Source organism: Streptomyces sp. NPDC000134, assembly GCF_042899225.1.
In the GTDB taxonomy this organism is placed as follows: Bacteria; Actinomycetota; Actinomycetes; order Streptomycetales; family Streptomycetaceae; genus Streptomyces.
Genome location: NZ_JBIAZN010000001.1, coordinates 447,408 through 473,058 on the forward strand (window position 1 = coordinate 447,408; position 25,651 = coordinate 473,058).

Genomic DNA, 25,651 nt, shown 5'->3' on the forward strand with positions numbered 1-25,651 from the left:
CCCCGCCGCCCTCCGTCGTCCCGGGCGAGCGCTACGCGTCCCCGCCGGCGGCCCCCGGGTCCGCCGCCGTCACGTCCAGCACCCGGTACCGGTCCACCGCCTGCTTCAGCACCGAGCGGTCCACCTTGCCCTCCCGGGCCAGCTCCGTCAGCACCGCCACCACCACCGACTCCGCGTCGATGTGGAAGAACCGCCGCGCCGCGCCCCGGGTGTCCGCGAACCCGAACCCGTCCGCGCCCAGCGACTGGTACGTCCCCGGCACCCACCGGGCGATCTGGTCCGGCACCGCCCGCATCCAGTCGGACACCGCCACGAACGGCCCCTTCGCCCCCGCCAGCTTCCGCGTCACGTAGGGCACCCGCTGCTCCTCCTCCGGATGCAGCAGGTTGTACTCCTCGCAGGCCACCGCCTCGCGCCGCAGCTCGTTCCAGGAGGTCGCCGACCACACGTCGGCCCGCACGTCCCAGTCCTCGGCGAGGACGCGCTGCGCCTCCACCGCCCACGGCAGCGCCACCCCGGACGCCAGGATCTGCGCCGGGACCGACCCGGCCGTCCCCTCGCTGAAGCGGTGGACGCCCTTGAGGATGCCCTCCACGTCCACGTTCTCCGGCTCGGCGGGGTGCCGGATCGGCTCGTTGTAGACGGTGAGGTAATAGAACACGTCCTCGCTGTCCGGGCCGTACATCCGCCGCAGCCCGTCCTTCACGATGTGCGCGATCTCGAACCCGAACGCCGGGTCGTAGGCCACGCACGCCGGGTTGGTCGAGGCGAGCAACTGCGAGTGCCCGTCCGCGTGCTGCAACCCCTCACCGGTCAGCGTCGTACGCCCCGCGGTCGCCCCCAGGACGAATCCCCGCGCCAACTGGTCGGCCATCTGCCAGAACTGGTCGCCGGTGCGCTGGAAACCGAACATCGAGTAGAAGACGTAGACCGGGATCATCGGTTCGCCGTGCGTGGCGTAGGCCGAGCCCGCCGCGATCAGCGAGGCCGTGCAGCCCGCCTCCGAGATCCCGTCGTGCAGCATCTGCCCGGTCGGCGCCTCCTTGTAGGCGAGCAGCAGATCCCGGTCCACGGACTCGTACTGCTGGCCGAGCGGGTTGTAGATCTTCGCGCTCGGGAAGAACGAGTCCATGCCGAACGTCCGGTACTCGTCCGGCGCGATCAGCACGAACCGCCTGCCGATCTCCTTGTCCCGCATGAGGTCCTTGAGCAGCCGGACGAAGGCCATGGTCGTCGCGATGGACTGCTGGCCGGAGCCCCGCTTCACGGACGCGTACGCCTTGTCGTCGGGCAGCGGCAGCGGCTTCGCCCGCACCACCCGGGTCGGCACGTACCCGCCGAGCGCCCGCCGGCGGTCGTGCATGTACTGCATCTCCTCGGTCTCCCGGCCGGGGTGGTAGTACGGCGGCGGGCCGGACTCCAGCTCCTGGTCGGAGATCGGCAGGTGCAGCCGGTCGCGGAACCGCTTGAGGTCGTCGACCGTCAGCTTCTTCATCTGGTGGGTGGCGTTGCGGCCCTCGAAGTTCGGGCCCAGCGTCCAGCCCTTGATCGTCTTGGCGAGGATCACCGTCGGCTGGCCCTTGTGCTCCAGGGCCGCCTTGTACGCCGCGTAGATCTTGCGGTGGTCGTGCCCGCCGCGCCCCAGGTGCAGGATCTGGTCGTCGGTCATGTTCTCGACCATCGCGCGCAGCCGGTGGTCGTCGCCGAAGAAGTGCTCGCGGATGTACGCCCCGGACTCGGTGGCGTACGTCTGGAACTGGCCGTCCGGCGTGGTGTTCATCTTGTTGACCAGCACACCGTCGCGGTCCTGGGCGAGCAGCGGGTCCCAGGTGCGGTCCCACACCAGCTTGATCACGTTCCAGCCGGCGCCCCGGAAGACCGACTCCAGCTCCTGGATGATCTTCCCGTTGCCGCGCACCGGGCCGTCCAGCCGCTGGAGGTTGCAGTTGACCACGAAGGTCAGGTTGTCCAGGCCCTCCCGGGCGGCGATGGACAACTGGCCGAGCGACTCCGGCTCGTCCATCTCGCCGTCGCCGAGGAACGCCCACACGTGCGACCGGGAGGTGTCCGCGATCCCGCGGGCGTGCAGGTAGCGGTTCATCCGCGCCTGGTAGATCGCGCCGATCGGGCCCAGCCCCATCGACACCGTCGGGAACTCCCAGAAGTCCGGCATCGAGCGCGGGTGCGGGTACGAGGACAGCGCGTAGGGCGCCTTGGACTTCTCCTGCCGGAAGCCGTCCAGGTGCCGCTCGCCGAACCGGTCCAGCAGGTACGCGCGGGCGTAGATGCCCGGTGAGGCGTGCCCCTGGAAGAAGACCTGGTCGCCGCCGTCGCCGTCGTCCTTGCCGCGGAAGAAGTGGTTGAAGCCGACGTCGTAGAGGGAGGCGGAGGAGGCGAAGGTGGCGATGTGGCCGCCGACGCCGATCCCCGGGCGCTGGGCCCGGGAGACCATCACCGCGGCGTTCCAGCGGGTGGCGTTGAGGATCTTCCGTTCGATCTCCTCGTTGCCGGGGAAGAACGGCTCGTTCTTGGTGGCGATGGTGTTGACGTAGTCCGTGCTGCGCATCTCGGGCACGGCCACGCGCTTCTCACGGGCCCGCTCGATCAGCCGCAGCATCAGGTAGCGGGCCCGCTCCCGGCCGCGCTGGTCGACGGCGGCGTCGAGGGAGTCGAGCCACTCCTGGGTTTCCTCGGGGTCGAAGTCAGGAACCTGACTCGGAAGGCCGCCAATGATGATCGGGTTGCGATCGGATGCGGAAGCCACGCTGTTCCTTCGCTGTCAGAGGGCCATGGATGCACCGTTCCCCATCGTGTACCTCACGGGGGCGGACGTCATCTCTACCCCGGAGTAACCGGTTGCCCGCACGGAGTCCGGTGCGCGTTCACGCGGATCTCGTACCCCTGCGTGGTTCCCAAGTACGCAAACGGGGCAGAAAGGTGTGGTGTATGTCACCTTCGTCTTGTGCGGCATGCCTGAAGTTGCGGCGACACGGCCCGGATCGTCACCGTTTCGGCGGTCCCGGAGGCCGGGTACTTGCGCGATCCGCCCCGCCCGTGTGGACTACGGCCAATGCTTCGCGCACGCGCGTGGCTGAGACTTTCACCATCACATGATCAGGAGGCAACCCGTGAGCGCGACCGCGGACCACGCGGAGGAGCGGACGAACCCTGCCGCCAGGCTGGGGTTCCAGCCCGGGCAGGTGGTCCAGGAGATCGGCTACGACGACGACGTCGACCAGGAGCTCCGCGAGGCCATTGAAGGCGTCATCGAGGGCGACCTGGTGGACGAGGACTACGAGGACGTGGCCGATGCCGTCGTGCTGTGGTTCCGTGACGACGACGGCGACCTGACGGATGCGCTGGTGGATGCCACCACGTACATCGAGGAAGGCGGGGCGATCCTGCTCCTCACGCCGAAGACCGGCCGTTCCGGTTACGTCGAGCCCAGCGACATCTCGGAAGCCGCGACGACGGCGGGGCTGACGGCCTCCAAGAGCGTCAGCGTCGGCAAGGACTGGAGCGGCAGCAGGCTGGCGACGCCCAAGGCCGCCAAGTCCAAGCGGTAACCCGCACGCCCCCGGGGCGGTCCGAAGCGGACACCGGACGGGCCGACCGCCGTCGGCCCGTCCACCGGCCTGTCCGCACCCCTGCGTAGGGTGGTCGTACCGAACACCCCCCTCCGAAGGGACGGACACGACGATGGCGATCCAGGTCGGCGACAAGGCCCCCGGTTTCGAACTCAAGGACAACCACGGCGCGACCGTGAGGCTGTCCGACTTCCGCGGCCGGAAGAACGTCGTGCTGATCTTCTACCCGTTCGCCTTCACCGGCGTCTGCACCGGTGAGCTGTGCGAGGTCCGCGACAACCTGCCGCAGTTCGCCGACCGCGACACCCAGGTGCTCGCGGTCTCCAACGACTCGATCCACACCCTGCGGGTCTTCGCCGAGCAGGAGGGCCTGGAGTACCCGCTGCTCTCCGACTTCTGGCCGCACGGCGAGGTCTCGCGGGCCTACGGCGTCTTCGACGAGGGCAAGGGCTGCGCGGTGCGCGGCACCTTCGTCATCGACCGCGAGGGCGTCGTCCGCTGGACCGTCGTCAACGCTCTGCCCGACGCCCGGGACCTCGGCGCGTACGTGAAGGCGCTCGACACCCTGTGATTCTTCGGCCGCTGGGCCTGCGAGGGGCGGGAACCCGTCACTAGGATCGAGTCGTTGATCCGACATCCAAGCACTACGGGGCTTCCCGCCCCCGACACCAATGGAGGACTCGTGGGAGTCAGCCTCAGCAAGGGCGGCAACGTATCGCTGACCAAGGAGGCCCCCGGCCTGACCGCGGTCATCGTCGGTCTGGGGTGGGACGTGCGGACCACGACCGGCACCGACTTCGACCTGGACGCCAGCGCGCTGCTGCTGAACAGCGGCGGCAAGGTGGCCAGCGACGCGCACTTCGTCTTCTTCAACAACCTCAAGAGCCCCGACGGCTCCGTCGAGCACACCGGCGACAACCTCACCGGTGAGGGCGAGGGCGACGACGAGCAGATCAAGGTCGACCTCGCGGCCGTCCCCGCCGACGTGGAGAAGATCGTCTTCCCGGTCTCCATCTACGACGCGGAGAACCGCCAGCAGTCCTTCGGCCAGGTCCGCAACGCCTTCATCCGGGTCGTCAACCAGGCCGGCGGCGCCGAGATCGCCCGCTACGACCTGAGCGAGGACGCCTCCACCGAGACCGCCATGGTCTTCGGCGAGCTGTACCGGCACGGCGCCGAGTGGAAGTTCCGCGCCATCGGCCAGGGCTACGCCTCCGGCCTGCGCGGCATCGCGCAGGACTTCGGCGTCAACGTCTGAGCCTCCACCGCGAAGACGGCGGTTTCCCCGTCCGGCGCCGCACGGTCCGCGTGCGGCGCCGGACGCGCACCACCCGCAGGCAGGGCAGTACCACCACCCGGGGAGGACCAGCAACATGGGCGTCACACTCGCCAAGGGAGGCAACGTCTCCCTGTCCAAAGCCGCGCTGAACCTCACGCAGGTGATGGTCGGGCTCGGCTGGGACGCGCGCTCCACCACCGGAGCCCCCTTCGACCTCGACGCCAGCGCGCTGGTGTGCGCCGGCGGCCGGGTGCTCGGTGACGAATGGTTCGTCTTCTACAACCAGCTCACCAGCCCCGACGGCTCCGTCGAGCACACCGGCGACAACCTCACCGGCGAGGGCGACGGTGACGACGAGTCGCTGATCATCGACCTGGCCAAGGTCCCGGACCGCTGCGACAAGATCGTCTTCCCGGTCTCCATCCACCTGGCCGACGAGCGCGGGCAGACCTTCGGCCAGGTCAGCAACGCCTTCATCCGGGTCGTCAACCAGGCCGACGGCCAGGAACTCGCCCGCTACGACCTCAGTGAAGACGCCTCCACCGAGACCGCGATGATCTTCGGCGAGCTCTACCGCTACCAGGGCGAGTGGAAGTTCCGGGCGGTGGGACAGGGGTACGCGTCCGGACTGCGGGGCATCGCCCTAGACTTCGGAGTCAACGTTTCGTAAAGCCGAGCCCGGCGCGGGGAATCCCGTACACATACGGATTGGGTAGCCAGTGCTTCTGAAAACCTTCGGCTGGTCGTTCGCGGTCACCGCGCTCGGCCTGGTCGCGGCGGTCTTCTACGGGGGGTGGACCGCCTTCGGCATCGTGGCGATCCTCTCCGTCCTGGAAATCTCGCTGTCGTTCGACAACGCGGTGGTCAACGCCGGCATCCTGAAGAAGATGAATGCCTTCTGGCAGAAGATCTTCCTCACCGTCGGCATTCTGATCGCCGTCTTCGGCATGCGGCTGGTCTTCCCGGTCGTCATCGTCGCCATCAGCGCCCAGCTCGGACCGATCGAGGCCGTCGACCTCGCGCTCACCGACAAGGACCGCTACCAGGAGCTGGTCACCGACGCCCACCCGGCGATCGCCGCCTTCGGTGGCATGTTCCTGCTGATGATCTTCCTCGACTTCATCTTCGAGGACCGGGACATCAAGTGGCTGGGCTGGCTGGAGCGCCCGCTGTCCCGGCTCGGCAAGGTCGACATGCTCTCGGCCTGCATCGCCCTGATCGTGCTCGTCATCGCCGCGATGACCGTCGCCACCCACGCCCACCAGCACGGCGGCGCGCATGTCGACAAGGCCGAGACGGTGCTGCTCGCGGGCATCGCCGGCCTGATCACGTACATGATCGTCGGTGGTCTCTCCGGGCACTTCGAGGCGAAACTCGAAGAGGAGGAGGAACGCGAGCACGAGCAGGAGGAGACCGCCGCCCGCACGGGCAAGCCCAAGTCGGCGGTCAAGCTGGCGGGCAAGGCCGCGTTCTTCATGTTCCTCTACCTGGAGGTCCTGGACGCGTCCTTCTCCTTCGACGGCGTGATCGGCGCCTTCGCCATCACCAACGACATCGTGCTGATGGCGCTCGGCCTGGGCATCGGCGCCATGTACGTCCGGTCCCTGACCGTCTACCTGGTCCGCCAGGGCACCCTCGACGACTACGTCTACCTGGAGCACGGCGCCCACTACGCGATCGGTGCCCTCGCGGTGATCCTCCTGGTCACCATCCAGTACGAGATCAACGAGATCGTCACCGGCCTGATCGGCGTCGTCCTGATCGGCGCCTCCTTCTGGTCCTCCGTCCGCCGCAACCGGCGCATCGCGGAGGCCGAGGGCAAGGGCGACAGCTCGAAGGCGGAGATCTCCTCCGGGGTGTGAGGGGCTCCTCCCCCGGCCCTGTGCGCCCCCGGTGCCTCCGCACCGGAGTGTGAACGGGGCCGGGGTGCGGGAACGCTCTGAAGCGGGGCGGCCGTCGAGGACCACTCCTCGGCGCCGCCCCGCGGTGTGCCGATGACATGCGACGTGGTGGGACGTGGGGGCGGGAATGGGCTTCTTGGACGGACTGTGGCGCGGTCGCGGCACCGACTTCGACTCGGGCAGCGCGGCGAGCAACTCGATCGAGCTGACCAAACGGCACAGCCAGGTGTCGCTGACCAGACAGGGCGCGGCCACCGGCCACCTGAGAATCAACCTGGCCTGGCGGATGCGGACCTCCGACATCATGGGCGGCCAGCGCGAGAGCCTGCTGCGCCACCCCTTCAAGGCGCTCAAGCCCCCGGAGGTCCTCGGCCACAGCCAGAGCATGGTCAACGTCGACCTCGACCTGGGCTGCCTCTACGAACTCCAGGACGGCACCCGGGGCGTCGTCCAGCCGCTCGGCGGCTTCTTCGGCGAGATCAACGACGCGCCGTACGTCAAGCTCAGCGGCGACGACCGGTTCGGCTCGGCCTCCGGTGAGACGATCTACGTCAACCTCGACCACCGGGACGCCATCAAACGGCTGCTGGTCTTCGCGTACATCTACGACCAGACGCCCGCCTTCGACCGCACCCACGCCATCGTCACGCTCTACCCGAGCAACGGCCCACGGATCGAGATACATCTCGACGAACGCCATCCGCAGGCCCGCTCCTGCGCGGTGGTGATGATCGAGAACGTCAAGGGCGAGATCCTCGTCCGCCGCGAGGTGAAGTTCGTGTACGGCTTCCAGGGCGAGCTGGACCGGCTCTACGGCTGGGGCCTGCAGTGGGGCCGCGGCTACAAGGCCAAGGCCGAGCGCTGAGCCCGGCCCCGCGGCGGCCCCGCCGGCCCCGCTAGCGCCGCAGGAACTGCGGTCCCTGCGGCGGCATCCGGAAGTCCGGGTCGGGGACCACGGGCGGCGCCGGCGGCGCGGAGCCGTACCCCGCCGCCGCGGGTGCCTGCGGATAGCCGTACGCGGGCTGCTGGGGGTGCGGGTAGCCGTAGGCGGGCCCGGTCGCCGGGGCCGGGTGCGGATAGCCGTACGCCGGCCGCTCGGGCGCCCCGGCCGGCCGCTCGGGCGGCAGCGGCTGGGCGGGCGTGGTCGGCGCCGAGGCGCTGTGCGCGGGCGCGGTCCGCGTGGCCGGCGCCGCCTGGGTCGCGGGCACCGGGCGCGGCGCCTCGGGGAACTCCGGGGCGGCGGCCCCCGCCTCCTCCGGTGCCCCCTCCGACTCGTCCACCGAGATGCCGAAGTCGGTGGCCAGCCCCCGCAGCCCGTTCGAGTAGCCCTCGCCCAGCGCCCGGAACTTCCAGCTCTCCCCGCGCCGGTACAGCTCCCCGCAGATCAGCGCGGTCTCCTGGCCGGTCTCCGGCTTGACGTCGAAGTACGCCAGCGGCTCGGCGTCGGCGCCCGCGGCGTCGTACAGCAGGATGCGCAGCGCGGGGACCCGGTCGAAGCTGACGCCGTCCGCCGAGGCGACCAGCAGGACGCGGCCGATGGCGGGCTCGACGCCGGCCAGGTCTGTCTGGATGGTGTCGGTCAGGCCCTCGGCGACCCGCTTGGTGCCGAGCCGCCAGACCTTCCCGGAGGGGTGCCGGGGCTGGTTGTAGAAGACGAAGTCCTCGTCCGAGCGCACCCGGTCGTCCGGGCCGAGCAGCAACGCGGAGGCGTCCACCATCGGGACGTTCTGGCCGGGCGCCCAGCGCAGCACGGCACGGACCGTGGTGGTCTCGACCGGGATGTTCGACCCCTTCAGCATCGCGTGCGTCATGCCGTCATCCTGCCTGCTCGGTCCTGGTCACGACAATGCGGGGGCGGGTACCGGAAGGGTGTCGGCGGGGGTTTCGGCGGGGGCCGCCGCGCGGGCCCGACACAGCCGGGTCACCTGGAATTCACACCCGGCGGGAACCCAGGACATGGGTCTCTACGTACTATTACCGGCCACCTTCGGACGGTTCACAGGTTGCCCAGACATCCCAGGGGAGCACTTATGCATCATTTCGGTCACATCGCCCCTGAGGTGCGGAAGCGTCTGTTCCACCGGGAACCGGCGGAGTTCACCGCCGACTCCCCGGCCCCGCTGCTCGCGGCGGCGCTCGGCGCCACGCTCTACAGCCCGGCCACCCGGCCCCGGCTCGCCGACGACATCGTCAAGCAGGCCGCCCGCGGCGTCGTCTCCATGGTGCTCTGCCTGGAGGACTCCATCGACGACGCCGACGTACCGGCCGGCGAGGACAACGTCGTGCGCCAGCTCACCGACCTCGCCGCCCGCCCCGGCACGGGCGTCCCGCTGCTGTTCGTGCGGGTCCGCACCCCCGAGCAGATACCCGACCTGGTGCGGCGCCTGGGGCCGGCCGCCGCCCTGCTCTCCGGGTTCGTGCTGCCCAAGTTCACCGCCGAGCGCGGCGTCCCCTTCCTGGAGGCCCTCGCCGCCGCGGAGGCCGCTGCCGGCCGCCGGCTGTTCGCGATGCCGGTCCTGGAGTCCCCCGAGCTGCTCTACCGGGAGACCCGGGTGCAGACCCTGGAGGGCATCTTCCGCGCCGTCGACAAGTACCGCGACCGCGTCCTCGCCCTCCGGCTCGGCGTGACCGATTTCTGCTCCTCCTACGGCCTGCGCCGCGGCCCCGACATGACGGCCTACGACGTCCAGGTCGTCGCCTCCGTCATCGCCGACGTGGTGAACATGCTGGGCCGGGCGGACGGCACCGGGTTCACGGTGACCGGGCCGGTGTGGGAGTACTTCCGCGTCCAGGAGCGCATGTTCAAACCGCAACTGCGCCAGAGCCCGTTCCTGGAGGGCCGGGCCGCCGACCTGCGCGCCAGGCTGATCGAGCACGCCATGGACGGACTGCTGCGGGAGATCTCCCTGGACCAGGCCAACGGCCTGCTCGGCAAGACCTGCATCCACCCCTCCCACGTCCTGCCGGTGCACGCCCTGTCCGTGGTCAGCCACGAGGAGTACAGCGACGCCCAGGACATCCTGCGGCCCGAGCGCGGCGGCGGGGGCGTCCTCAGGTCGGCGTACACGAACAAGATGAACGAGGTGAAGCCGCACCGCGCCTGGGCCGAGCGGACGCTGCTGCGCGCCGAGGCGTTCGGCGTGGCGGGCGAGGACATCGGCTTCGTCGAACTGCTCGCCGCGGGCCTGGCCGACTGACCCGCCCGGCCGCGCCGACGACCCGGCAGGGGATCATGGACCACGCAGGTGACCACGGGAGGCAGGAACACATGGACGAACAGCCGCCGGCGGGCGAGCGGACCGGCGACTGGACCGGCAGATGGGTCGCCGAACGGCTCGGCGTCCGTCTCGAGGGCGACCCCGCCCTGACCGACCTGCTCGGGCTCGCCCTGCGCCGCAACCCCAAGCGGGCCCACCTGCTCGTCTCGCACGTGCTCGGCAAGCACGTCCCGCAGTCCCCGTCCGTCGTCCACGGCCACGGCGTCGCCCTCGGCCGGCGCGTCCGCGACCTGCTCGGCGCCGATGCCGCCGGCGCCGTCGTCCTCGGCTACGCGGAGACCGCCACCGGCCTCGGCCACTCGGTCGCCGACGGCCTGGGCGACGCGCCCTGTCTGCACTCCACCCGCCGCCCGGTCCCCGGCGTCGCCCGCGCGGGCGGCTTCGAGGAGTCCCACTCCCACGCCACCAGCCACCTGCTGCTCCCCGAGGACCCCGCGCTGCTGGCCGGCCCCGGGCCGCTCGTCCTGGTCGACGACGAGTTCTCCACCGGCAACACGGTCCTCAACACCGTCCGCGCCCTGCACGCCCGCTACCCCCGCGACCGGTACGTCGTCGTCGCCCTGGTCGACATGCGCTCCCCGGCCGACGCCGGGCGCCTCACCGGCCTCGCCCGTGAGATCGGCGCGACGGTCGACCTCGTCGCGGCGGCCTCGGGGACGGTGAGGCTGCCGGAGGGGGTGCTGGAGCGAGGGCAGGAGCTGGTGGCGCGGTACGAGGCGGCCGAGGGCGCGTCGTCGGGTGCGGGCCGTGGTGGGCCGCACCCCACCCGAGTGGACCTGTGCTGGCCCCGCGACCTGCCGGACGGCGCCCGGCACGGGTTCACGCCCGCGCACCGGGCCCGACTGGAGGCCGCCCTCCCGGGGATGGCCGCCCAACTGGCCGAGGCGCTGCCCGCCGACGCGCGCCGCGTCCTCGTGCTCGGCTTCGAGGAGCTGATGTACGCCCCGCTGCGGCTCGCCCGCGAACTGGAGCGGACCGTCGCCGCCGAGGTGCGCTACTCCACCACCACCCGCTCACCCGTCCTCGCCGTCGACGACCCCGGCTACGCGATACGCACCCGCCTGGTCTTCCCCGCCCACGACGACCCGGCCGACGGCCCCGGCGAGCGCTATGCCTACAACGTGGCGGGCGCCGGCTTCGACGCCGTCGTCGCCGTCGTCGACTCGGTGGCCGACACCCCCGCGCTGCACGCCCCCGGCGGCCTGCTCGCCCGGCTCGCCGAGCACACCCCGCACGTGCTGCTCGCGGTCGTCCCCTCGTACGTCCCCGGCGCCCGTCCCGAAAGGCCCGCCATGCTGCCCGAGCCCCTCCGCGGCCCCGCCTTCTCCTCGTACGCCCCCGACGAGGTCGGCTGGCTGCTCCAGGACCTCTCGGACGTGACGCTGGAGGCGCCGACCGAGGAGCGCGAGGAGGCGATCCAGTCCGGCGGCGCCCACTACGCCGAGTCGCTGCCGGTGGAGTACCAGCCCAGCGAGGAGTACCGGGAGCTGTTCCACGCGGCGCTCGGGGAATCGACGGCCCGGCTGGCCCGAGCCGTCGGCGCGGTCACCGACCTCGTCCTCACCGAGCGCTCGCCCCGCCCCGTGCTGGTCTCCCTGGCCCGCGCCGGCACCCCGGTCGGCGTCCTGATGCGCCGCTGGGCCCGCTTCCGGCACGGCCTGGACCTCCCGCACTACGCGGTGTCGATCGTCCGGGGCCGCGGCATCGACGCCAACGCGCTGCGCTGGCTGGCCACCCACCACGACCCCGCCGACGTCGTCTTCGTCGACGGCTGGACCGGCAAGGGCGCCATCACCCGCGAACTGGCCGCCGCGCTCGACGCGTTCGCGGCCACCGACGGCGTCACCGGCTTCGACCCGGAGATCGCCGTCCTCGCCGACCCCGGCTCGTGCGTGCGCACCTACGGCACCCGCGACGACTTCCTCATCCCCTCCGCCTGCCTCAACTCCACCGTCTCGGGCCTGATATCCCGTACGGTGCTGCGGGCCGACCTGGTCGGCCCGCACGACTTCCACGGCGCGAAGTTCTACCGCGAACTCGCCGGCGCCGACCTGTCGAACGCCTTCCTCGACGCCGTCGCCGCCCGCTTCCCCGAGGTCACCGAGGCCGTCGACGCCCAGGCCAAGGAACTGCTCGCCGCCGACCGCACCCCCACCTGGGAGGGCTGGCGGGCGGTGGAGCGGATCAGCGAGGAGTACGGCATCCACGACGTCAACCTCGTCAAGCCCGGCGTCGGCGAGACCACCCGCGTCATGCTGCGCCGGGTGCCGTGGAAGGTGCTGGCCCGCACCGGCGCCGGCGCCGACCTGGACCACGTCCGGCTGCTCGCCGCCCAGCGCGGGGTGCCCGTCGAGGAGGTCGACGGCCTGCCGTACACCTGCGTCGGCCTGATCCACCCCCGGTACACCCGCGGCGCGACCGGCGCCGACGGCCGGGCGGTGACCCGCTGATGCCGGTGCTCGTCGCCAGCGACCTCGACCGCACGCTGATCTACTCCGCCGCCGCGCTCGCCCTGAGAGGCCCCGACGCCGAGGCGCCCCGCCTGCTGTGCGTCGAGGTCTACGAGGGCAGGCCGCTGTCCTTCATGACGGAGACCGCGGCCGGGCTGCTCAGCTCGCTCGCCGGCGCGGCGGTGTTCGTACCGGTCACCACCCGCACCCGCGAGCAGTACCGGCGGATCAGCCTGCCGGGCCCGCCGCCCGCGTACGCCATCTGCGCCAACGGCGGCCACCTCCTCGTCGACGGCGCCACCGACCCCGACTGGCACGCCGGCGTCACCGCCCGCCTCACCGACGAGTGCGCCCCCCTGGACGAGGTGCGCGAGCACCTGCTGCGCGCCGCCGACCCGGTCTGGGTCCGCAAGCACCGCAGCGCCGAGGACCTCTTCGCCTACCTCGTCGTCGAACGCGAGCTGCTCCCCGACACCTGGGTCGAGGACCTCGCGGGCTGGGCCGGGGAGCGCAACTGGACGGTCTCCCTCCAGGGCCGCAAGATCTACGCCGTCCCCGGGCCGCTCACCAAGAGCGCGGCCGTCCGCGAGGTCGCCCGCCGCACCGGCGCCGGGCCGGTCCTCGCCGCCGGGGACTCCCTCCTCGACGCCGACCTGCTGCTCGCCGCCGACCGGGGCTGGCGCCCCGGCCACGGGGAGCTGGCCGACTCCGGCTGGAGCGCACCGGCGGTCACCGCGCTGCCCGAGCGGGGGGTGCTGGCCGGGGAGCGGATCGCGGGCGAGTTCCTGGCCGCGGCTACCTGACCGGCCGCTCCTCGTCGGCGCCGTCCCGGCGGCGCCGCCCGCCGCCCGGCCGCAGCAGCCGTACGGCGACGAAGGCCAGCACCGCGAGCAGGGCGCCGGCGAGGACGACCTTGGAGTACGCGGAGACGATGTCGGTGACCTTCGTCCAGTTGTCGCCGAGGGCGTACCCGGCGAGCACGAACAGGGTGTTCCAGATCGCGCTGCCCAGCGTGGTCAGGGCCAGGAAGACCGGCATCCGCATCCGCTCGACGCCGGCCGGCACGGAGATCAGGCTGCGGAAGACGGGGATCATCCGGCCGAAGAACACCGCCTTGGTGCCGTGCCGCAGGAACCACGCCTCCGTCTTCTCGATGTCCGAGACCTTCACCAGCGGCAGCTTTCCGGCGATGGCCACGGTGCGGTCCCGGCCGAGCAGCGCGCCCACTCCGTACAGGGCGAGCGCGCCGATCACCGAGCCCGCCGTCGTCCAGATCAGGACGGCGAGGAGATCCATCCGCCCGGAGGCCGCCGCGAACCCGGCGAACGGCAGGATCACCTCGCTGGGCAGCGGCGGGAACAGGTTCTCCAGCGCGATGGCGATCCCGGCCCCGGGCGCGCCCAGCGCGTCCATGAGGTCATTGATCCACTGCGGTCCGGTCGCCGCTCCGGTCGTCATACGGCCACGCTAGGGACCCGACCCTGAAGGGTTCCTGAAGCGCGAGGCCCGGGGGTCAGCCGCAGCAGCCCCCGCCGCAGCAGCCGCCGCCCCCGCCGGGCCCGGACGCCGGGGCCGGGGCGGCGGACGAACCGCCGACCGCGACGGTCGACAGCAGCTTCACCGTGTCGCCGTGGCCCGCCGGGCAGACGGCGGGAGCGGCGGACTCGGCCATGGGACGGCTCAGTTCGAAGGTGTCGCCGCAACTGCGGCAGCGGTACTCGTAACGAGGCATGAGCCCAGATTAGCCCGGAGGCCGGACCCACCGGGGGGACTCAGTGCCCGGCCCCGCGTTCCTCCCGTATCCGCCCCACCACACCGGCCACCGTCCGCCGTACCGCGTCCGTCTCGGTCAGGAAGTGCCAGTAGTCGGGGTGCCGGCCCTCCAGGGAGCCGATCGCCCGCTCCAGCCTGGCCACCGCCTCGTCCAGCGGGCGGGCGTCGCGGGGATCGGGGGTGTGGCGGCCGGCCATGGCCAGGCGCTGCGCGTCCCGGATCGCGAACCGGGTGCGGTCGATCTCCGCCCGCGGGTCCTTCTGCACCGCGTTGAGCTGCCGCAGCCGGTCGCCGGCGGCGGACACCGCCTCGTCGGTCTCGTTCAGCAGCGCCCGGACCGTGGACAGCAGGGCGGTCGCGTCCGGCCAGCGCTGCTCGTCCCGGGCGGTCCGCGCCTCGGCCAGCTTCCGCTCCGCCTGCCGTACGGTCTCGGCGGCCTGGTCGGGGACGTGCTGGAGGTCCTGCCAGCAGGCGGCCGTGAAGCGCCGCCGCAGCTCGCTGAGGACCGGCTCGACCTGTTCGGTGCGGGTGGTCAGGGCCTCGGCGCGGGTGCGCAGCGTCACCAGCCGCCGGCCGATCTCGGCGGCCCGCTCCGGCAGTTGCCCCGCCTCGGCGCGGACCGCCTCGGCCTGGCGGGTGACCCGCTCGGCCCGCTCCAGCGTCTCCGGCACGCCGTGCCGTCCGGCGCCCTGGTTGAGCCTGGTCAGCTCCGGGGCGAGGGCGGCGAGCCGGGCGGCCAGGTCGTCCGCCCGCAGCCCCGCCGCCCGTACGGCGTCCAGGGCGTCGGACGCGGCCTGGAGGGACTGCCGGGCGCGCTCGACGGCGGGGGCGAGGCGGGCCAGCCGGGTCTCGGCCTTGCCGAGCAGCGGGCCGAGGCCCTCGGCGAAGCGGTCCAGCTCCCGCTCGACCTGCTCCAGTTCGTCGCGGGCCGCGGTCAGCTCGGTGCGGGCGCGGGCGGCGGCCGACGCCTCCAGGTCGTCGCGGTCCAGGTCGTGGGCGTCGACGGCGCCGATGTAGCGCAGGCTGGCCTCGTCGATGCGCCGGCCGAGCGCCTCGAAGCCGTCGACCGCGCGGCGGGCGGCGGGGGAGTCGTCGACGGCCGTGATCGTCTCGATGGAGATCCGCAGGTCCCGCTGGGCGGTGTCCAGTTCGTAGAACGCGGCCGCGGCGGCGTCCTTCGCGGCCTGCGCCTCCGCCCGCTGGCTCTCGGCCCGCCCGCCGAACCAGCGCCGGGTGCCGCCCCCGGCGAACGCGCCGAGCAGCAGGGGCGCGGCGAGCAGCGGCAGCGCGGTCAGCGCGAGGAGGTCACGCGATGGTGTCGCCGCCACATCCCTCTCCCGTGTCGTCCGCCCTGCCCGGGTCCATTCTCCCACCCGTAAAGGACGAACACACGGGCCGGTCAGTTCGCCGTGCGGACCGTGATTTTGCCGTCCTCGGTACGGGCGTCCACCACATGGGAGCTGGAGTCGCTTCGGGGCACGGACACATGCACCGAGCCGTCGTCGCTCCGCGTCGTCACCTTGTACGTGGCCCGGGGCACCTCGACGGTCACCGAACCGTCCTCGCTCCGCGCGTCCACCCGGCCGGGCACGGCACCGAACCGCAGCCTCACCGAGCCGTCCACGGTGCGGGCGGTCACCCGGCGCGCGTCGACGTCCGCGCGGACCGAGCCGTCGTCGCTGCGCAGGTCCAGCGGGCCGGTGGAGTCGCCGACCCGCACCGACCCGTCGGTGGTGCGCACGCTCAGCGGGTCCCGGAACCCGCGCGCCCGTACGCCGCCGTCGACGCTGCCGACCTCGACGGCGACGCCCCGGGGCACCTCGATGCGGTGCCTGGCCGAGCAGTCGGAGACGAAGCCCGAGCAGTGCATCCGCAGCACCAGCCGGTCGCCGTCCATCTTCCACGTGACCTTCGGGTCGTCCCCGATCGCGACCGACCCGTCGAACCACCGGGTGACCTCGATGCGGCCCGAGGCGTGCCCCTCGGCGGCGACGATCTCCAGCGCGCTGTCGTCGGAGTCGACGGTGAGGGTGCGGCCCGGCAGCGAGAAGCTCCGCGTCTCGGGCTCCTTGTCGTCGTCGGCGGAGGAACAGGCGGCCAGGCCCGCGACGGCGAGCACGGCGGCGCCGGCGGCGACGAGCGCCCGAGCGGGAACGGTACGGGCCATGACGGTCTCCCTGGATACGGTCGGTATGGGGCTCTTCGACCGTACGGAGCGGGGGCCCGCCGGGATATCGGGGCCGCTACCGGATCGCCGGTGGGGTTATCCCCCCGGACGGGTTTGCGAGCCGACGGCCCCGGCAGGGTAGGCTGTCGACTCGTCCCGGGTGCGTAGCTCAGGGGTAGAGCGCCTGCCTTACAAGCAGGATGTCGGCGGTTCGAAACCGTCCGCGCCCACCATCGGTCCAGGGGCCCTCCGCTGTTCGGCGGAGGGCCCCTGTGCTGCTGTCAGGGGCCGGTGGCGGAGCGCGCCGCGTGGCCGGTGGGCGTGCCGCCCGCTCCGCGGGTGCGGGGCCGGCTCACGTCCCGTCCCCGGGCGGGGTCTCGTGGGCGTGCTTGAGGCGGGAGCGGGCGGCCACCTGGTCGGGGCCGGTGAACTGCGACCAGTAGCGGTGCGTGGTGACGAAGACGGCCAGTTCGCGTTCGCGGCGGCGGAGCTTCTCGACCTCGGCCTGTTCGTCGTCCGACCAGCCGGGGGTGGCGGGGCGCTCGACCTTGCGCCAGCCGGTGTCGTCGCTGAATCCGTCCGCCGGTGCCACGCACCAGGGGAGCCGCTTCAGCAGGGCCGACAGCTCGGCCCGGACCTGATGCAGTTCCTCCTGACCGGCGAGGAGGTCACTCGGAAAATCATAGGTCGTAGCCACGGCACAATGATACTCCTGTTCGAATTCGAAACTGTGGACGACACCGCCTGGCGTGAGGGCATGGACAGCATCGGCACGGACGTACGGGGGCGGGAGCGTCGGGTCGACTTCGCGTACCCGAAGGGGCATCCGATCCGGTCGAACGACTGGCGGGCGGATCTGGCCATCGGCTGACGCGGGCCGGGGCGCGGGGCGAGACTGGAGGCATGTGCCGCAGTATCAAGACGCTCCGCCCGCCCGCGCTGGCCGCGGAGGCCACCGACGAGGAGATCCGGGCCGCCGCCCTCCAGTACGTCCGCAAGGTCTCCGGGTTCCGCGCCCCGGCCGCCCACAACCGCGAGGTCTTCGACCGTGCCGTCGACGCGGTCGCCGCGGCCACGGCCGGACTGCTGGACGGCCTGGAAGTGCGGGGGACCGCCGGGCGGACCGACGTCCCCGGCTGAAGGACTCAGGCGCCGGGGCGGCGCATCACGTACGCCGCGCCCGCGCCCGCGCCGAAGAGGGCGGCGAGGGAGACGGCCGTCGCCACCCACGTCGTGCCGAGCCACTGGCCGCCGAAGTAGCCCAGGGCGACGCTGTACGCGGCCCAGGACAGGCCCGCCAGGGCGGACCAGGGCAGGAACTCGCGGACCCGGCGGTGGGCCGCGCCCGCGCCGAGGGAGACCAGGGAGCGTCCGGCGGGGGCGAAGCGGGCCAGCACGACCAGCGCGCCGCCGCCCCGGGCCAGGGCCGCGCCGAGACGTTCCTGCGCGGTGGCCAGCTTGCGGGAGCGGGCCAGCGCCCGGTCCAGGCGCGCGCCGCCGACCCAGGCGAGGCGGAAGGCGACCAGGTCACCGAGGACGGAGGCGGTGGCGGCGCAGAGCGTCAGGAGCAGGATGTCGGGGACGTCGTGCGGCACATGACCGGTCGCCGCCTTCGAGCCCGCGGCCGCCGCCGTGGCCGCCGTGATCACCAGCACGCCGCTCGGCAGCATCGGCAGGAAGACGTCCAGGAGCACCGAGAGGGCCACCAGCGCGTAGATCCAAGGGCTGCTCACCAGCGGCCCCACACTCTCGAACACCGTGACTCCCCATCGCTTCCCCCCGCGGGCCTGACCATGCCGCGACACGCGGGGACGGCAGGGGAGGCCGATGACAGCCATACAGCGTACGCCCGGGGTGTGACAGAAGGTTCACAGGGGGCTGGTGTGAACGGCACAGCGTGTTCACCCGACTGCCGCGTCCGAGGGGGCGGTCCGGGCGGGCGTCCCGTAGCAACGACGGAGGAACGACGATGGAGCGAGGGGCCGAAAACCGTGCATCTCGCCGACCATCAACCCCGTGCACCCGAGGAAACCGCGTGCACCCGAGGAACGGAAGACACATCATGCTGGCTGGAATATGCGTGGGCGCCGCCACCGCGGCCCTGCTCGCGAGCGGCAGCGGCGGTGGCAGCGGCGGCGCCCATGACCCCGCCCTGCGGACCCAGGCCCGCTTCGAGAACCCCGGCACCGCGACGACGGCACCGGCGTACGACCACAAGCTGGTCCCGGAAGGGGCCTGGATCGAGGTGCGCCAGGAGGTGGCGCGCGACGGGGCGACCGCCGTCGGGCTGCGCGTACGGGGCATGGTCCCGGGCCACGCCTACGGCGCGCACGTGCACCAGAAGCCGTGCGGCGCCGACCCCGCCGCGGCGGGCGGGCACTACCAGCACCGGCCCGGCGCCGGCGCCACCCCGGAGAACGAGGTCTGGCTGGACTTCACGGCCGACGCCCGCGGCGCGGGCCGGGCCGGCGCCCGCCACGACTGGGGGTTCCGGCCGGGCGAGGCGGGCTCGGTGGTGATCCACGACCGGCCGGGCAACTCCGGCACCCGCGTCGGCTGCCTCACCGTGCCGTTCCGCCCGGCGGGGCGCTGACACGGCGGTGCCCTCCGCGACGCACGCGGAGGGCACCGTTTCGCTGTCGCCGGCTCAGGCCACGGCCGGCGTCGTCTCCTCGGCCGGGCGGCGCTGGCCGGAGCCGCGCCGGTCCAGCACCCGGTCCAGGCCGAAGGCACCGGAACCGGTGAAGACCAGCAGCAGGAACGCCCAGCAGAACATCGCGGAGGGCTCCCCGCCGTTCTCCATGGGCCACAGCGCACCGGGCTGGTGCACCTTGAAGTACGCGTACGCCATCGAGCCCGAGGCGATCAGCGCGGCGGCGCGGGTGCCGAGGCCGAGCAGCACCAGGGTGCCGCAGACCAACTGGATGACGGCGGCGTACCAGCCCGGCCAGGTGCCCGCGTCGACGGTGCCGCCGCTGCCCGCGGCGCCGCCGAGGACGCCGAAGAGGGAAGCGGCGCCGTGGCAGGCGAAGAGCAGGCCGACGACTATGCGGAAGAGTCCGAGGATGTACGGCTGCGCGTTTTCGAGGCGTCCTGTCATGTGGGGGGCACTCCTTCGCTGGGGCCGGATTCCGGGGAACCGGTCACTTCGGGGGACGGAAGTGGAGCCGAAAACACGTTAGGCATCCCTAAACAGTGCTTGCAACTTCAACATCCGGCCATCCCGAGATCGACAGCACCCCGACAGCACCCCGACAGCACCCCGACAGCGGGCCGACAGAACCCCGACAGGCCCTAGGACAACCGCGACTCCGTCACCGTCCGCAGACCGTCCTCCGTGGCCTTCTCCAGGCGCAGCCGGGCCGACCGCCCGGACATCGTCAGCGTCATGAGCTGGTTGCCGAACCAGGGCCCGCCCGCGCGCCGCCAGCGCACCGCCGGGCGCGCCAGCCTGCCGTGCCGGGCGAAGGCCCGTCCCAGGACCCGGGCCGGCGCGCTCCAGCCGAAGCGGAAGCCCAGCCGGATGGAGAGCGGCACGGAGTTGTGCACCGGCGAGCAGGTGAGCTGCACGACCCGGGCGTCCGGCCCGCCGTCCGGCCAGGACGGCTCGGCGACGTAGGCGTGGTGGACGTCCCCCGACAGCACGCACACCGTCGCGGGCGCCCCCGGCCCGGTCCCCGCCTCGGCGATGAGGCCGGCCAGCGCGTCGAAGCTGGCCGGGAAGGCCGCCCAGTGCTCCAGGTCGGCCGCGCGGCGCACCTTCTCGCCGAACCGCGCCCAGCGGCCGTCGGGTCCGCCGCGCTCGCCCCGGCACAGCGCGGCGTTCCACCCCTCGATGTCGTGCACCAGGTGGGGCAGCAGCCAGGGCAGCGAGGTGCCGACGAGCAGGTGGTCGTAGCCGCCGCGGCCGTCCAGCACCTGTTCGCGCAGCCACGCCTCCTCGCCCGGGTCGAGCATGGAGCGCCGGTCCTCGTCGAGCACCCGGGCGGCGCGGCTGTCCACCATCACCAGCCGGACCCGGCCGAAGTCGCGCCGGTAGCTCCAGCGCACCGAGGCCGGGTCGGCGTCGGCCCGCTCGGCGAAGGAGCGCAGCGCCTCGGTGCCGTCGGGCCGCCCGGTCACCTCGCTCCAGAGCGGGTCGGCGGCCAGCTCGGCGGGGGAGAGGTTGCCCAGGTGCTGGTGCACCCAGTACGACATCAGGCCGCTCAGCAGCCGCTCGCGCCACCAGTCCGTGGCCCGCATGTCGGCGAGCCAGGCGGCGGAGGTGTTCCAGTCGTCGATCACGTCGTGGTCGTCGAAGACCATGCAACTGGGCACCGTCGACAGCAGCCAGCGCACCTCCGGGTCCAGCCAGGACTCGTAGTACAGGCGGGTGTACTCCTCGTAGTCCGCGACCTCCGCGCCCGGCGGCCGGTCCAGGTCGCGGCGGTCGGCGAGCCAGCGGCGGGTGTCGTCGGAGACCTCGTCGGCGTACACCTGGTCGCCGACGAGCAGCAGTACGTCGGGCCGCTCGCCCCCGGGGTCGGCGGCGATCCGCGCGGCGAGGGTGTCAAGGGCGTCCGGGCCCACCGGGTCGGGTTCGCCGGCCGCGGGGGCGGCCCAGCGGCAGGAGCCGAAGGCGACCCGCACGGTGCCCTCGTCCCGCGCCGGGGTGCGGATCACCGACGGCGGGAACGGCGTGCCGGGCAGCGGCCACACCCTGGTGCCGTCGAGGAAGACCTCGTACGGCGTCGCCTTGGCCGGTGCCAGTCCGGTCACCGGGACCAGGGCGTAGTGGTGGCCCGCCACCTGGAAGGTGCCGGCCGTGCCGCCGGCGCCGTCGGCGCAGCGCACCTCCGCGGTGCACGGGCGGTCGGCCTCGATCCAGACGGTCGCGCACGAGTCGTCGGCGTACCTCAGCAGTGGTCCCAGGCGCAGGTCGGCCATGGTGATTCCCCTCCTCCGTCGCCCCGTACGGTACGGAACGACGGAGGCCGGCGGAGAGATTCCCAGGTCAGCAGCTCGCCAGATAGCTCTGGAGGGCGGACTTCTCGGCGGAGTCGACGGAGAGGCCGTAGTAGTACTTCACCTGCACCCAGGCGCGGACGTAGGTGCAGCGGTAGGCGGTGCGGGACGGCATCCAGGTGGCCGGGTCCTGGTCGCCCTTGGCCTGGTTGACGTTGTCGGTGACGGCGATGAGCTGCGGGCGGGTCAGGTCGTTGGCGAAGGACTGGCGCCGCGAGGTGGTCCAGGCGCTCGCGCCGGAGTCCCACGCCTCGGCGAGCGGCACCAGGTGGTCGATGTCGACGTCGGCGGCGGCGCTCCAGGTGGCGCCGTCGTAGGGGGAGTACCAGGAGCCGCTGGTGGCGGCGCAGGCCGAGTCGGTGACCACGCCGGAGCCGTCGCGCTTGAGGACGGTCTCGCGGGTGTTGCAGGTGCCGGACTGGGTGATCCAGTGCGGGAACAGGTCGCGGTCGTAGCCGGTGCGGTTCTCGGTGGCGACGGTGAGCGAGGCCAGGTAGGTGCGGGCGGTGGCGCCGCTGACCGGGGTGGGCAGAGCGGCGGAGGCGCTCGGGGCGCCGAACAGCGAGAGGGAGGCGGCCAGGGCCGTGAGGCCCGCGAGCACGCTCAGGCGTCGACGCGCGTAGAACTTCGGCATGCGAACTCCCTTGGGAAGTGGGGGTGGTGGAGCGCGAGCGAGGGAATGCTCGTGGCGCCGCGTTGCGGTGGGGTGAGCGCCCGGTAAGAAGCTAATGACGTGCGCATGACACGACAAGGTTCATGACAGGAACGGCGTTCGAGGAGCGGCTTCCGGGTCGCGTACCATGGACGGCGCAGAAGGGGAGTAGCTCTTCGCCGGACCGTCGACATACTGCTCAGCTCGTCTGAGCCGGCGCCCGGAGGCAGGACCCGTACCGCGTGCGGGACCGGCCAGCGAGACCTTCGGCAAGCAGTGCACGCCCGTGTGTGCTGCCGTGCCGAGGTGTCCCCGTACGGATCAGCACTCTCGGTGGGGCGGCCCCGACCGATTGAGGAACCCTTGATCAGCTTCACCGTGACGGCGCTCGTCTTCGGCGTCGTCTTCCTCGCCGAACTGCCGGACAAGACCGCGCTGGCCGGCCTCGTCCTCGGCACCCGCTACCGCGCCTCGTACGTCTTCGCCGGCGTCGCCGCCGCGTTCCTGCTGCACGTCGCCCTCGCCGTCGCGGCCGGCAGTGTGCTCACCCTGCTGCCGCAGCAACTGGTGCACGCGCTGACCGGTGTGCTGTTCCTGGGCGGCGCGGCGGTGCTGCTGTTCAAGAAGGACGAGGACGAGGAAGAGGTCCGCAAGCCCGAGAACCAGTCCTTCTGGAAGGTCGCCGGGGCCGGGTTCATGCTCATCCTGGTCGCCGAGTTCGGTGATCTCACGCAGATCATGACGGCCAACCTCGCCGCCCGGTACGACGACCCGCTCTCCGTCGGGCTCGGCGCGGTGCTCGCCCTGTGGGCGGTCGCCGGACTGGGCATCGTCGGCGGAAAGGCCCTGATGAAGCGGGTCCCGCTGAAGCTGATCACGCAGATCGCGGCGCTGCTGATGCTGGGCCTCGGGGTGTGGAGCCTGTGGGAGGCGGTGACCGGCTGAGGCCGGCGCCGCGCTGAACGCCGGATGAACGCGGCGGGGATATGCGGCCGGGGCGGTGGCGCTACCCCCCACCTGTTTTGTACCGTGGAGAAACAAAGTGGCTCCCGCCCGTTCTCCCTGACCGGCGGGCGGGGCCGCTCTGTGTTCCGGACACCGGGTCCGCCCTCCCGAGTCCCCGGGGGGCGCCCGTGCCCTCTCCCGCGTCTTGGAGTCTGCCGATGACGGCCACCACCGTGCTCACCGCCCGCGCCCTGCTGCTGGACATGGACGGCACCCTCGTCAACTCGGACGCCTCGGTGGAGCGCGTCTGGCGGCGCTGGGCGGACCGCAACGGGCTCAACGGCGACGAGGTCATGAAGGTCGTGCACGGCCGCCAGGGCTACGCCTCCATGGCGCTGCTGCTGCCCGGCCGGCCGATGGAGCAGAACCACGCCGACAACGCCCGGATGCTCGCCGAGGAGACCGCCGACACCGACGGCGTCGTGGCGATCCCCGGGGCCCCGGAGTTCCTCGCCGCCCTGCGCGGCCTGCCGCACGCCCTGGTGACCTCCGCCGACGTGGCCCTCGCCACCGCCCGGATGGCCGCCGCCGGGCTCGCCCTGCCCGACGTCCGCGTCACCGCCGAGTCGGTCGGCGCCAGCAAGCCCGACCCCGAGGGCTTCCTCAAGGGCGCCGCCGAACTGGGCGTCGACCCCGCCGACTGCGTCGCCTTCGAGGACTCCGGCGCCGGCATCGCCGCCGCCCGCGCCGCCGGGATGCGCGTCGTGGGCGTCGGGCCGCGCGCCGGGTTCCACGAGCCCGACGCCCTCGTGCCGGACCTCACGCGGGTGCGCGTGGAGGCCGGGGCGGACAGCGGTATCCGGCTGCACCTCGGCTGACCCTCCGGGGGACGTGCGCCTCGGCCGGCCCCGGGGGCGTTACGGCTCCTGGGTCTCCCGCTCCAACTGCTCCCGGGTGCGGGCCCCGTACGTGCCCAGTTCCTCGGACTGGATGCCGCGCCACCACTGGAAGGTGCGCAGGGCGTCCTCCACCTCGCGGTCGAAAACGCCGTCGATGTCGTCCCTGTAGAGGTTGATCTGCCGCAGCCGCTGCTGGAGTTCGGTGACCTCCGGGCCCCGGTCGCCGCGCCGCAGCAGCGCACCGCCGCCGTCGCCGTCGTCGCCGCCGTCCTCGTTCGCCGTCGGCGGGGCGCCCGACGCCGACGGCGTCACCGTGGGCGATGGCTCGGCCGACCGCGACGGGGACGGCGACGCGCTGGACGCCGACGCGGACGGCGAGGACGAGGGGCTCGCGCTCTCGGACGCGGAGGCCGAAGGGGACGGCGACGCGGACGCGGACGGCGAGGCCGAGGCGCTCGCGGGCGCCGTCACCGAGGGCGCGCCGGTCGACGGGTCGGGAATCCCCGCCCGTACTTCCGCGGGCTGCGCCCCGTCCCGCGACGGGCCCTCGTAGGAGAACAGCCCGCTGGCGTACCCGGCCGCGCCCAGCACCACGACGACGGCCGCGACGGCACCGGCCAGCACCCCGCGACCGCGCCGGCGCGGGTGCTCCTCCGCGGTGTCCGGCAGGTCGTCCGGCCCCGGCGGGCGGCGCGCGCCGGCCGTCTCGAACATCCGCAGGTCGGTGTCGCTGGGCGCGCTCGCCGAGGGGGCGAGGGGGGTGGGCAGGACGGCGGTGGCGTCCACGGCGGCGGGGGCGGCCGGGACGGGCCGCAGGGTCATGGTGGCGTCCGGGTCCACGCCGCGAGCGCCGGAGGCGTCCGCCGGACCGCCGGGGGCGCCGGGGGCGTCCGCCGGACCGCCGGGGGCGCCGGGGGCGTCCGCCGGACCGCCGGGGGCGCCGGGGGTGCCGGTGGCGTCCGCTGGACCGCCGGGGGCGCCGGGGGTGCCGGTGGCGTCCGCCGGACCGCCGGGACCACCCGGCGGCAGAGTCATGGTGACGTTCGGGTCCGCCCCGGGAGCGCCGGTGGTGTCCGCCGAACCGCCGCGAGCGCCGGCGACGCTCGCCGGACCGCCGGGACCGCCGGGAGCGCCGGTGGCGTCCGCCGGACCGCCGGGACCACCCGGCCGCAGGGCCATGGTGGCGTCCGCGTCCGCGCCGGTGGCATCGGCGACGTCCGCCGGACCGCCGGGAGCGCCGGCGGCGTCCGCCGTACCGCCGGGGGCGTCGGCGGCGTCCGCCGTACCGCCGGGGGCGTCGGCGGCGTCCGCCGTACCGCCGGGGGCGTCGGCGGCCGTGTGCCGGTCCGTGCCCTCGTCCGTCTCCAGTTCCACGTACGGGCGGATGCGCAGGGGGTCGAAGTCCTCCGCGGCGGCGGCCTGCGCGGTGCGGGACCGCTTGAGGGCGTCGGCCGCGCGGCGGCCGCAGGCGCAGGTCGGCGTATGGTCCGGGCCCCGGTGCGCCCCGCATTGCGGACACGGGTGCCGAGGCCCCTCGGGCTGCTCCACGCTGCTCTCCCCTCCCTTCGCGTCCCCTCGCGAACTCCAGAGATTATGCAGATCATCTCCACACCCCCGCTCACGCGCCCCCGGAATTCCCGCTTTCCGCGCGACTGAACGGGCGATAACCGGTCACACCGAACAGGATGGAAGGTGCGATCAGACGTTCGGAGGATG

General features: G+C 73.0%; 26 protein-coding genes and 1 tRNA gene. 15 read left to right on the forward strand and 12 right to left on the reverse strand.

What is annotated here, in order from left to right:
• Positions 1–31 precede the first annotated feature (31 nt).
• Complete coding sequence (aceE, locus tag ACFY32_RS01960) at positions 32–2,764, reverse strand: pyruvate dehydrogenase (acetyl-transferring), homodimeric type (RefSeq protein ID WP_390673176.1); 2,733 nt, start codon at positions 2,762–2,764, stop codon at positions 32–34.
• 364 nt (positions 2,765–3,128) lie between these two features.
• On the opposite strand from aceE, the gene ACFY32_RS01965 reads away from it, so the two are divergent.
• From ACFY32_RS01965 to ACFY32_RS01990, 6 genes are all read left to right on the forward strand, one after another.
• A complete protein-coding gene (locus tag ACFY32_RS01965; RefSeq protein ID WP_190202117.1) occupies positions 3,129–3,566 on the forward strand; it encodes a DUF3052 domain-containing protein in 438 nt (145 codons plus the stop codon).
• A 133-nt stretch (positions 3,567–3,699) separates the two neighbouring features.
• Entirely contained in the window at positions 3,700–4,158 is a 459-nt protein-coding gene (locus tag ACFY32_RS01970; protein ID WP_359191242.1) for a peroxiredoxin, read from the forward strand.
• Between the two features lie 111 nt (positions 4,159–4,269).
• Positions 4,270–4,845 carry a calcium homeostasis/redox stress adaptation protein gene (locus ACFY32_RS01975; protein WP_359191239.1) on the forward strand — a complete coding sequence of 192 codons (576 nt, stop codon included), beginning with the start codon at positions 4,270–4,272 and terminating at the stop codon, positions 4,843–4,845.
• Between the two features lie 115 nt (positions 4,846–4,960).
• Positions 4,961–5,536 carry a TerD family protein gene (locus tag ACFY32_RS01980; protein ID WP_390673177.1) on the forward strand — a complete coding sequence of 192 codons (576 nt, stop codon included), beginning with the start codon at positions 4,961–4,963 and terminating at the stop codon, positions 5,534–5,536.
• Positions 5,537–5,585: 49 nt separating this feature from the next.
• Positions 5,586–6,728 (forward strand): DUF475 domain-containing protein, encoded by a 1,143-nt coding sequence (locus tag ACFY32_RS01985; protein ID WP_390673178.1) that lies wholly within the window; start codon positions 5,586–5,588, stop codon positions 6,726–6,728.
• 166 nt (positions 6,729–6,894) lie between these two features.
• A complete protein-coding gene (locus ACFY32_RS01990; protein ID WP_359191230.1) occupies positions 6,895–7,632 on the forward strand; it encodes a Tellurium resistance in 738 nt (245 codons plus the stop codon).
• A 31-nt stretch (positions 7,633–7,663) separates the two neighbouring features.
• Here the strand turns inward: ACFY32_RS01990 and ACFY32_RS01995 are convergent, their stop codons facing one another.
• On the reverse strand, positions 7,664–8,578 hold the full coding sequence (locus ACFY32_RS01995; RefSeq protein WP_390673179.1) for a TerD family protein: 915 nt from the start codon (positions 8,576–8,578) through the stop codon (positions 7,664–7,666).
• A 219-nt stretch (positions 8,579–8,797) separates the two neighbouring features.
• On the opposite strand from ACFY32_RS01995, the gene ACFY32_RS02000 reads away from it, so the two are divergent.
• From ACFY32_RS02000 to ACFY32_RS02010, 3 genes are all read left to right on the forward strand, one after another.
• Positions 8,798–9,964, forward strand: a complete 1,167-nt coding sequence (locus tag ACFY32_RS02000; RefSeq protein WP_359191224.1) for an HpcH/HpaI aldolase/citrate lyase family protein — start codon at positions 8,798–8,800, stop codon at positions 9,962–9,964.
• A 71-nt stretch (positions 9,965–10,035) separates the two neighbouring features.
• Positions 10,036–12,495, forward strand: a complete 2,460-nt coding sequence (locus ACFY32_RS02005) for a phosphoribosyltransferase (RefSeq protein WP_390673180.1) — start codon at positions 10,036–10,038, stop codon at positions 12,493–12,495.
• Complete coding sequence (locus ACFY32_RS02010) at positions 12,495–13,298, forward strand: HAD family hydrolase (RefSeq protein ID WP_390673181.1); 804 nt, start codon at positions 12,495–12,497, stop codon at positions 13,296–13,298. Before ACFY32_RS02005 ends, ACFY32_RS02010 begins: the two co-directional genes overlap by 1 nt.
• Here the strand turns inward: ACFY32_RS02010 and ACFY32_RS02015 are convergent.
• The 4 genes from ACFY32_RS02015 to ACFY32_RS02030 form a co-directional block, all read right to left on the reverse strand.
• Complete coding sequence (locus tag ACFY32_RS02015; protein ID WP_390673182.1) at positions 13,291–13,953, reverse strand: DedA family protein; 663 nt, start codon at positions 13,951–13,953, stop codon at positions 13,291–13,293. The two genes, ACFY32_RS02010 and ACFY32_RS02015, sit on opposite strands and share 8 nt — an antisense overlap.
• A gap of 55 nt (positions 13,954–14,008) precedes the next feature.
• A complete protein-coding gene (locus ACFY32_RS02020; protein WP_359191215.1) occupies positions 14,009–14,227 on the reverse strand; it encodes a zinc ribbon domain-containing protein in 219 nt (72 codons plus the stop codon).
• Positions 14,228–14,267: 40 nt separating this feature from the next.
• Positions 14,268–15,596 (reverse strand): hypothetical protein, encoded by a 1,329-nt coding sequence (locus tag ACFY32_RS02025; RefSeq protein WP_390673183.1) that lies wholly within the window; start codon positions 15,594–15,596, stop codon positions 14,268–14,270.
• A gap of 71 nt (positions 15,597–15,667) precedes the next feature.
• Entirely contained in the window at positions 15,668–16,435 is a 768-nt protein-coding gene (locus tag ACFY32_RS02030) for a DUF4097 family beta strand repeat-containing protein (protein WP_359191209.1), read from the reverse strand.
• Between the two features lie 158 nt (positions 16,436–16,593).
• On the opposite strand from ACFY32_RS02030, the gene ACFY32_RS02035 reads away from it, so the two are divergent.
• Positions 16,594–16,668: transfer RNA gene (locus ACFY32_RS02035), tRNA-Val, on the forward strand.
• Positions 16,669–16,787: 119 nt separating this feature from the next.
• Here ACFY32_RS02035 and ACFY32_RS02040 read toward each other — a convergent pair.
• Entirely contained in the window at positions 16,788–17,132 is a 345-nt protein-coding gene (locus ACFY32_RS02040) for a hypothetical protein (protein WP_359191206.1), read from the reverse strand.
• A gap of 33 nt (positions 17,133–17,165) precedes the next feature.
• Between ACFY32_RS02040 and ACFY32_RS02045 the strand changes: the two genes are divergently transcribed.
• Together ACFY32_RS02045 and ACFY32_RS02050 are read left to right on the forward strand one after the other, a co-directional pair.
• Positions 17,166–17,306 (forward strand): hypothetical protein, encoded by a 141-nt coding sequence (locus ACFY32_RS02045; protein ID WP_359191203.1) that lies wholly within the window; start codon positions 17,166–17,168, stop codon positions 17,304–17,306.
• 32 nt (positions 17,307–17,338) lie between these two features.
• Positions 17,339–17,575, forward strand: a complete 237-nt coding sequence (locus tag ACFY32_RS02050) for a DUF2277 domain-containing protein (RefSeq protein ID WP_390673184.1) — start codon at positions 17,339–17,341, stop codon at positions 17,573–17,575.
• 5 nt (positions 17,576–17,580) lie between these two features.
• Here ACFY32_RS02050 and ACFY32_RS02055 read toward each other — a convergent pair whose 3' ends face one another.
• Entirely contained in the window at positions 17,581–18,192 is a 612-nt protein-coding gene (locus ACFY32_RS02055) for a DedA family protein (RefSeq protein WP_390673185.1), read from the reverse strand.
• Between the two features lie 305 nt (positions 18,193–18,497).
• Here ACFY32_RS02055 and ACFY32_RS02060 point away from each other — a divergent pair, with 305 nt between their 5' ends.
• Positions 18,498–19,028: a superoxide dismutase family protein gene (locus tag ACFY32_RS02060; protein WP_359191193.1), complete on the forward strand. Its 531-nt coding sequence runs from the start codon at positions 18,498–18,500 to the stop codon at positions 19,026–19,028.
• Between the two features lie 54 nt (positions 19,029–19,082).
• Here the strand turns inward: ACFY32_RS02060 and ACFY32_RS02065 are convergent, their stop codons facing one another.
• The 3 genes from ACFY32_RS02065 to ACFY32_RS02075 form a co-directional block, all read right to left on the reverse strand.
• Positions 19,083–19,535 (reverse strand): DoxX family protein, encoded by a 453-nt coding sequence (locus tag ACFY32_RS02065; protein WP_359191190.1) that lies wholly within the window; start codon positions 19,533–19,535, stop codon positions 19,083–19,085.
• A gap of 194 nt (positions 19,536–19,729) precedes the next feature.
• The gene (locus ACFY32_RS02070; RefSeq protein WP_390673186.1) at positions 19,730–21,361 is read right to left on the reverse strand and encodes an alkaline phosphatase D family protein; all 1,632 of its coding nucleotides are present in this window, start codon (positions 21,359–21,361) and stop codon (positions 19,730–19,732) included.
• A 67-nt stretch (positions 21,362–21,428) separates the two neighbouring features.
• Positions 21,429–22,073 carry an HNH endonuclease family protein gene (locus tag ACFY32_RS02075; protein WP_359191184.1) on the reverse strand — a complete coding sequence of 215 codons (645 nt, stop codon included), beginning with the start codon at positions 22,071–22,073 and terminating at the stop codon, positions 21,429–21,431.
• A gap of 381 nt (positions 22,074–22,454) precedes the next feature.
• Here ACFY32_RS02075 and ACFY32_RS02080 point away from each other — a divergent pair, with 381 nt between their 5' ends.
• A complete protein-coding gene (locus ACFY32_RS02080; RefSeq protein ID WP_390673187.1) occupies positions 22,455–23,036 on the forward strand; it encodes a TMEM165/GDT1 family protein in 582 nt (193 codons plus the stop codon).
• Between the two features lie 212 nt (positions 23,037–23,248).
• A complete protein-coding gene (locus tag ACFY32_RS02085; RefSeq protein WP_359191917.1) occupies positions 23,249–23,914 on the forward strand; it encodes an HAD-IA family hydrolase in 666 nt (221 codons plus the stop codon).
• Positions 23,915–23,953: 39 nt separating this feature from the next.
• Here ACFY32_RS02085 and ACFY32_RS02090 read toward each other — a convergent pair whose 3' ends face one another.
• Positions 23,954–25,483, reverse strand: coding sequence for a peptidoglycan-binding protein (locus ACFY32_RS02090; RefSeq protein WP_390673188.1), 1,530 nt, complete (start codon positions 25,481–25,483; stop codon positions 23,954–23,956).
• Positions 25,484–25,651: the final 168 nt, after the last annotated feature.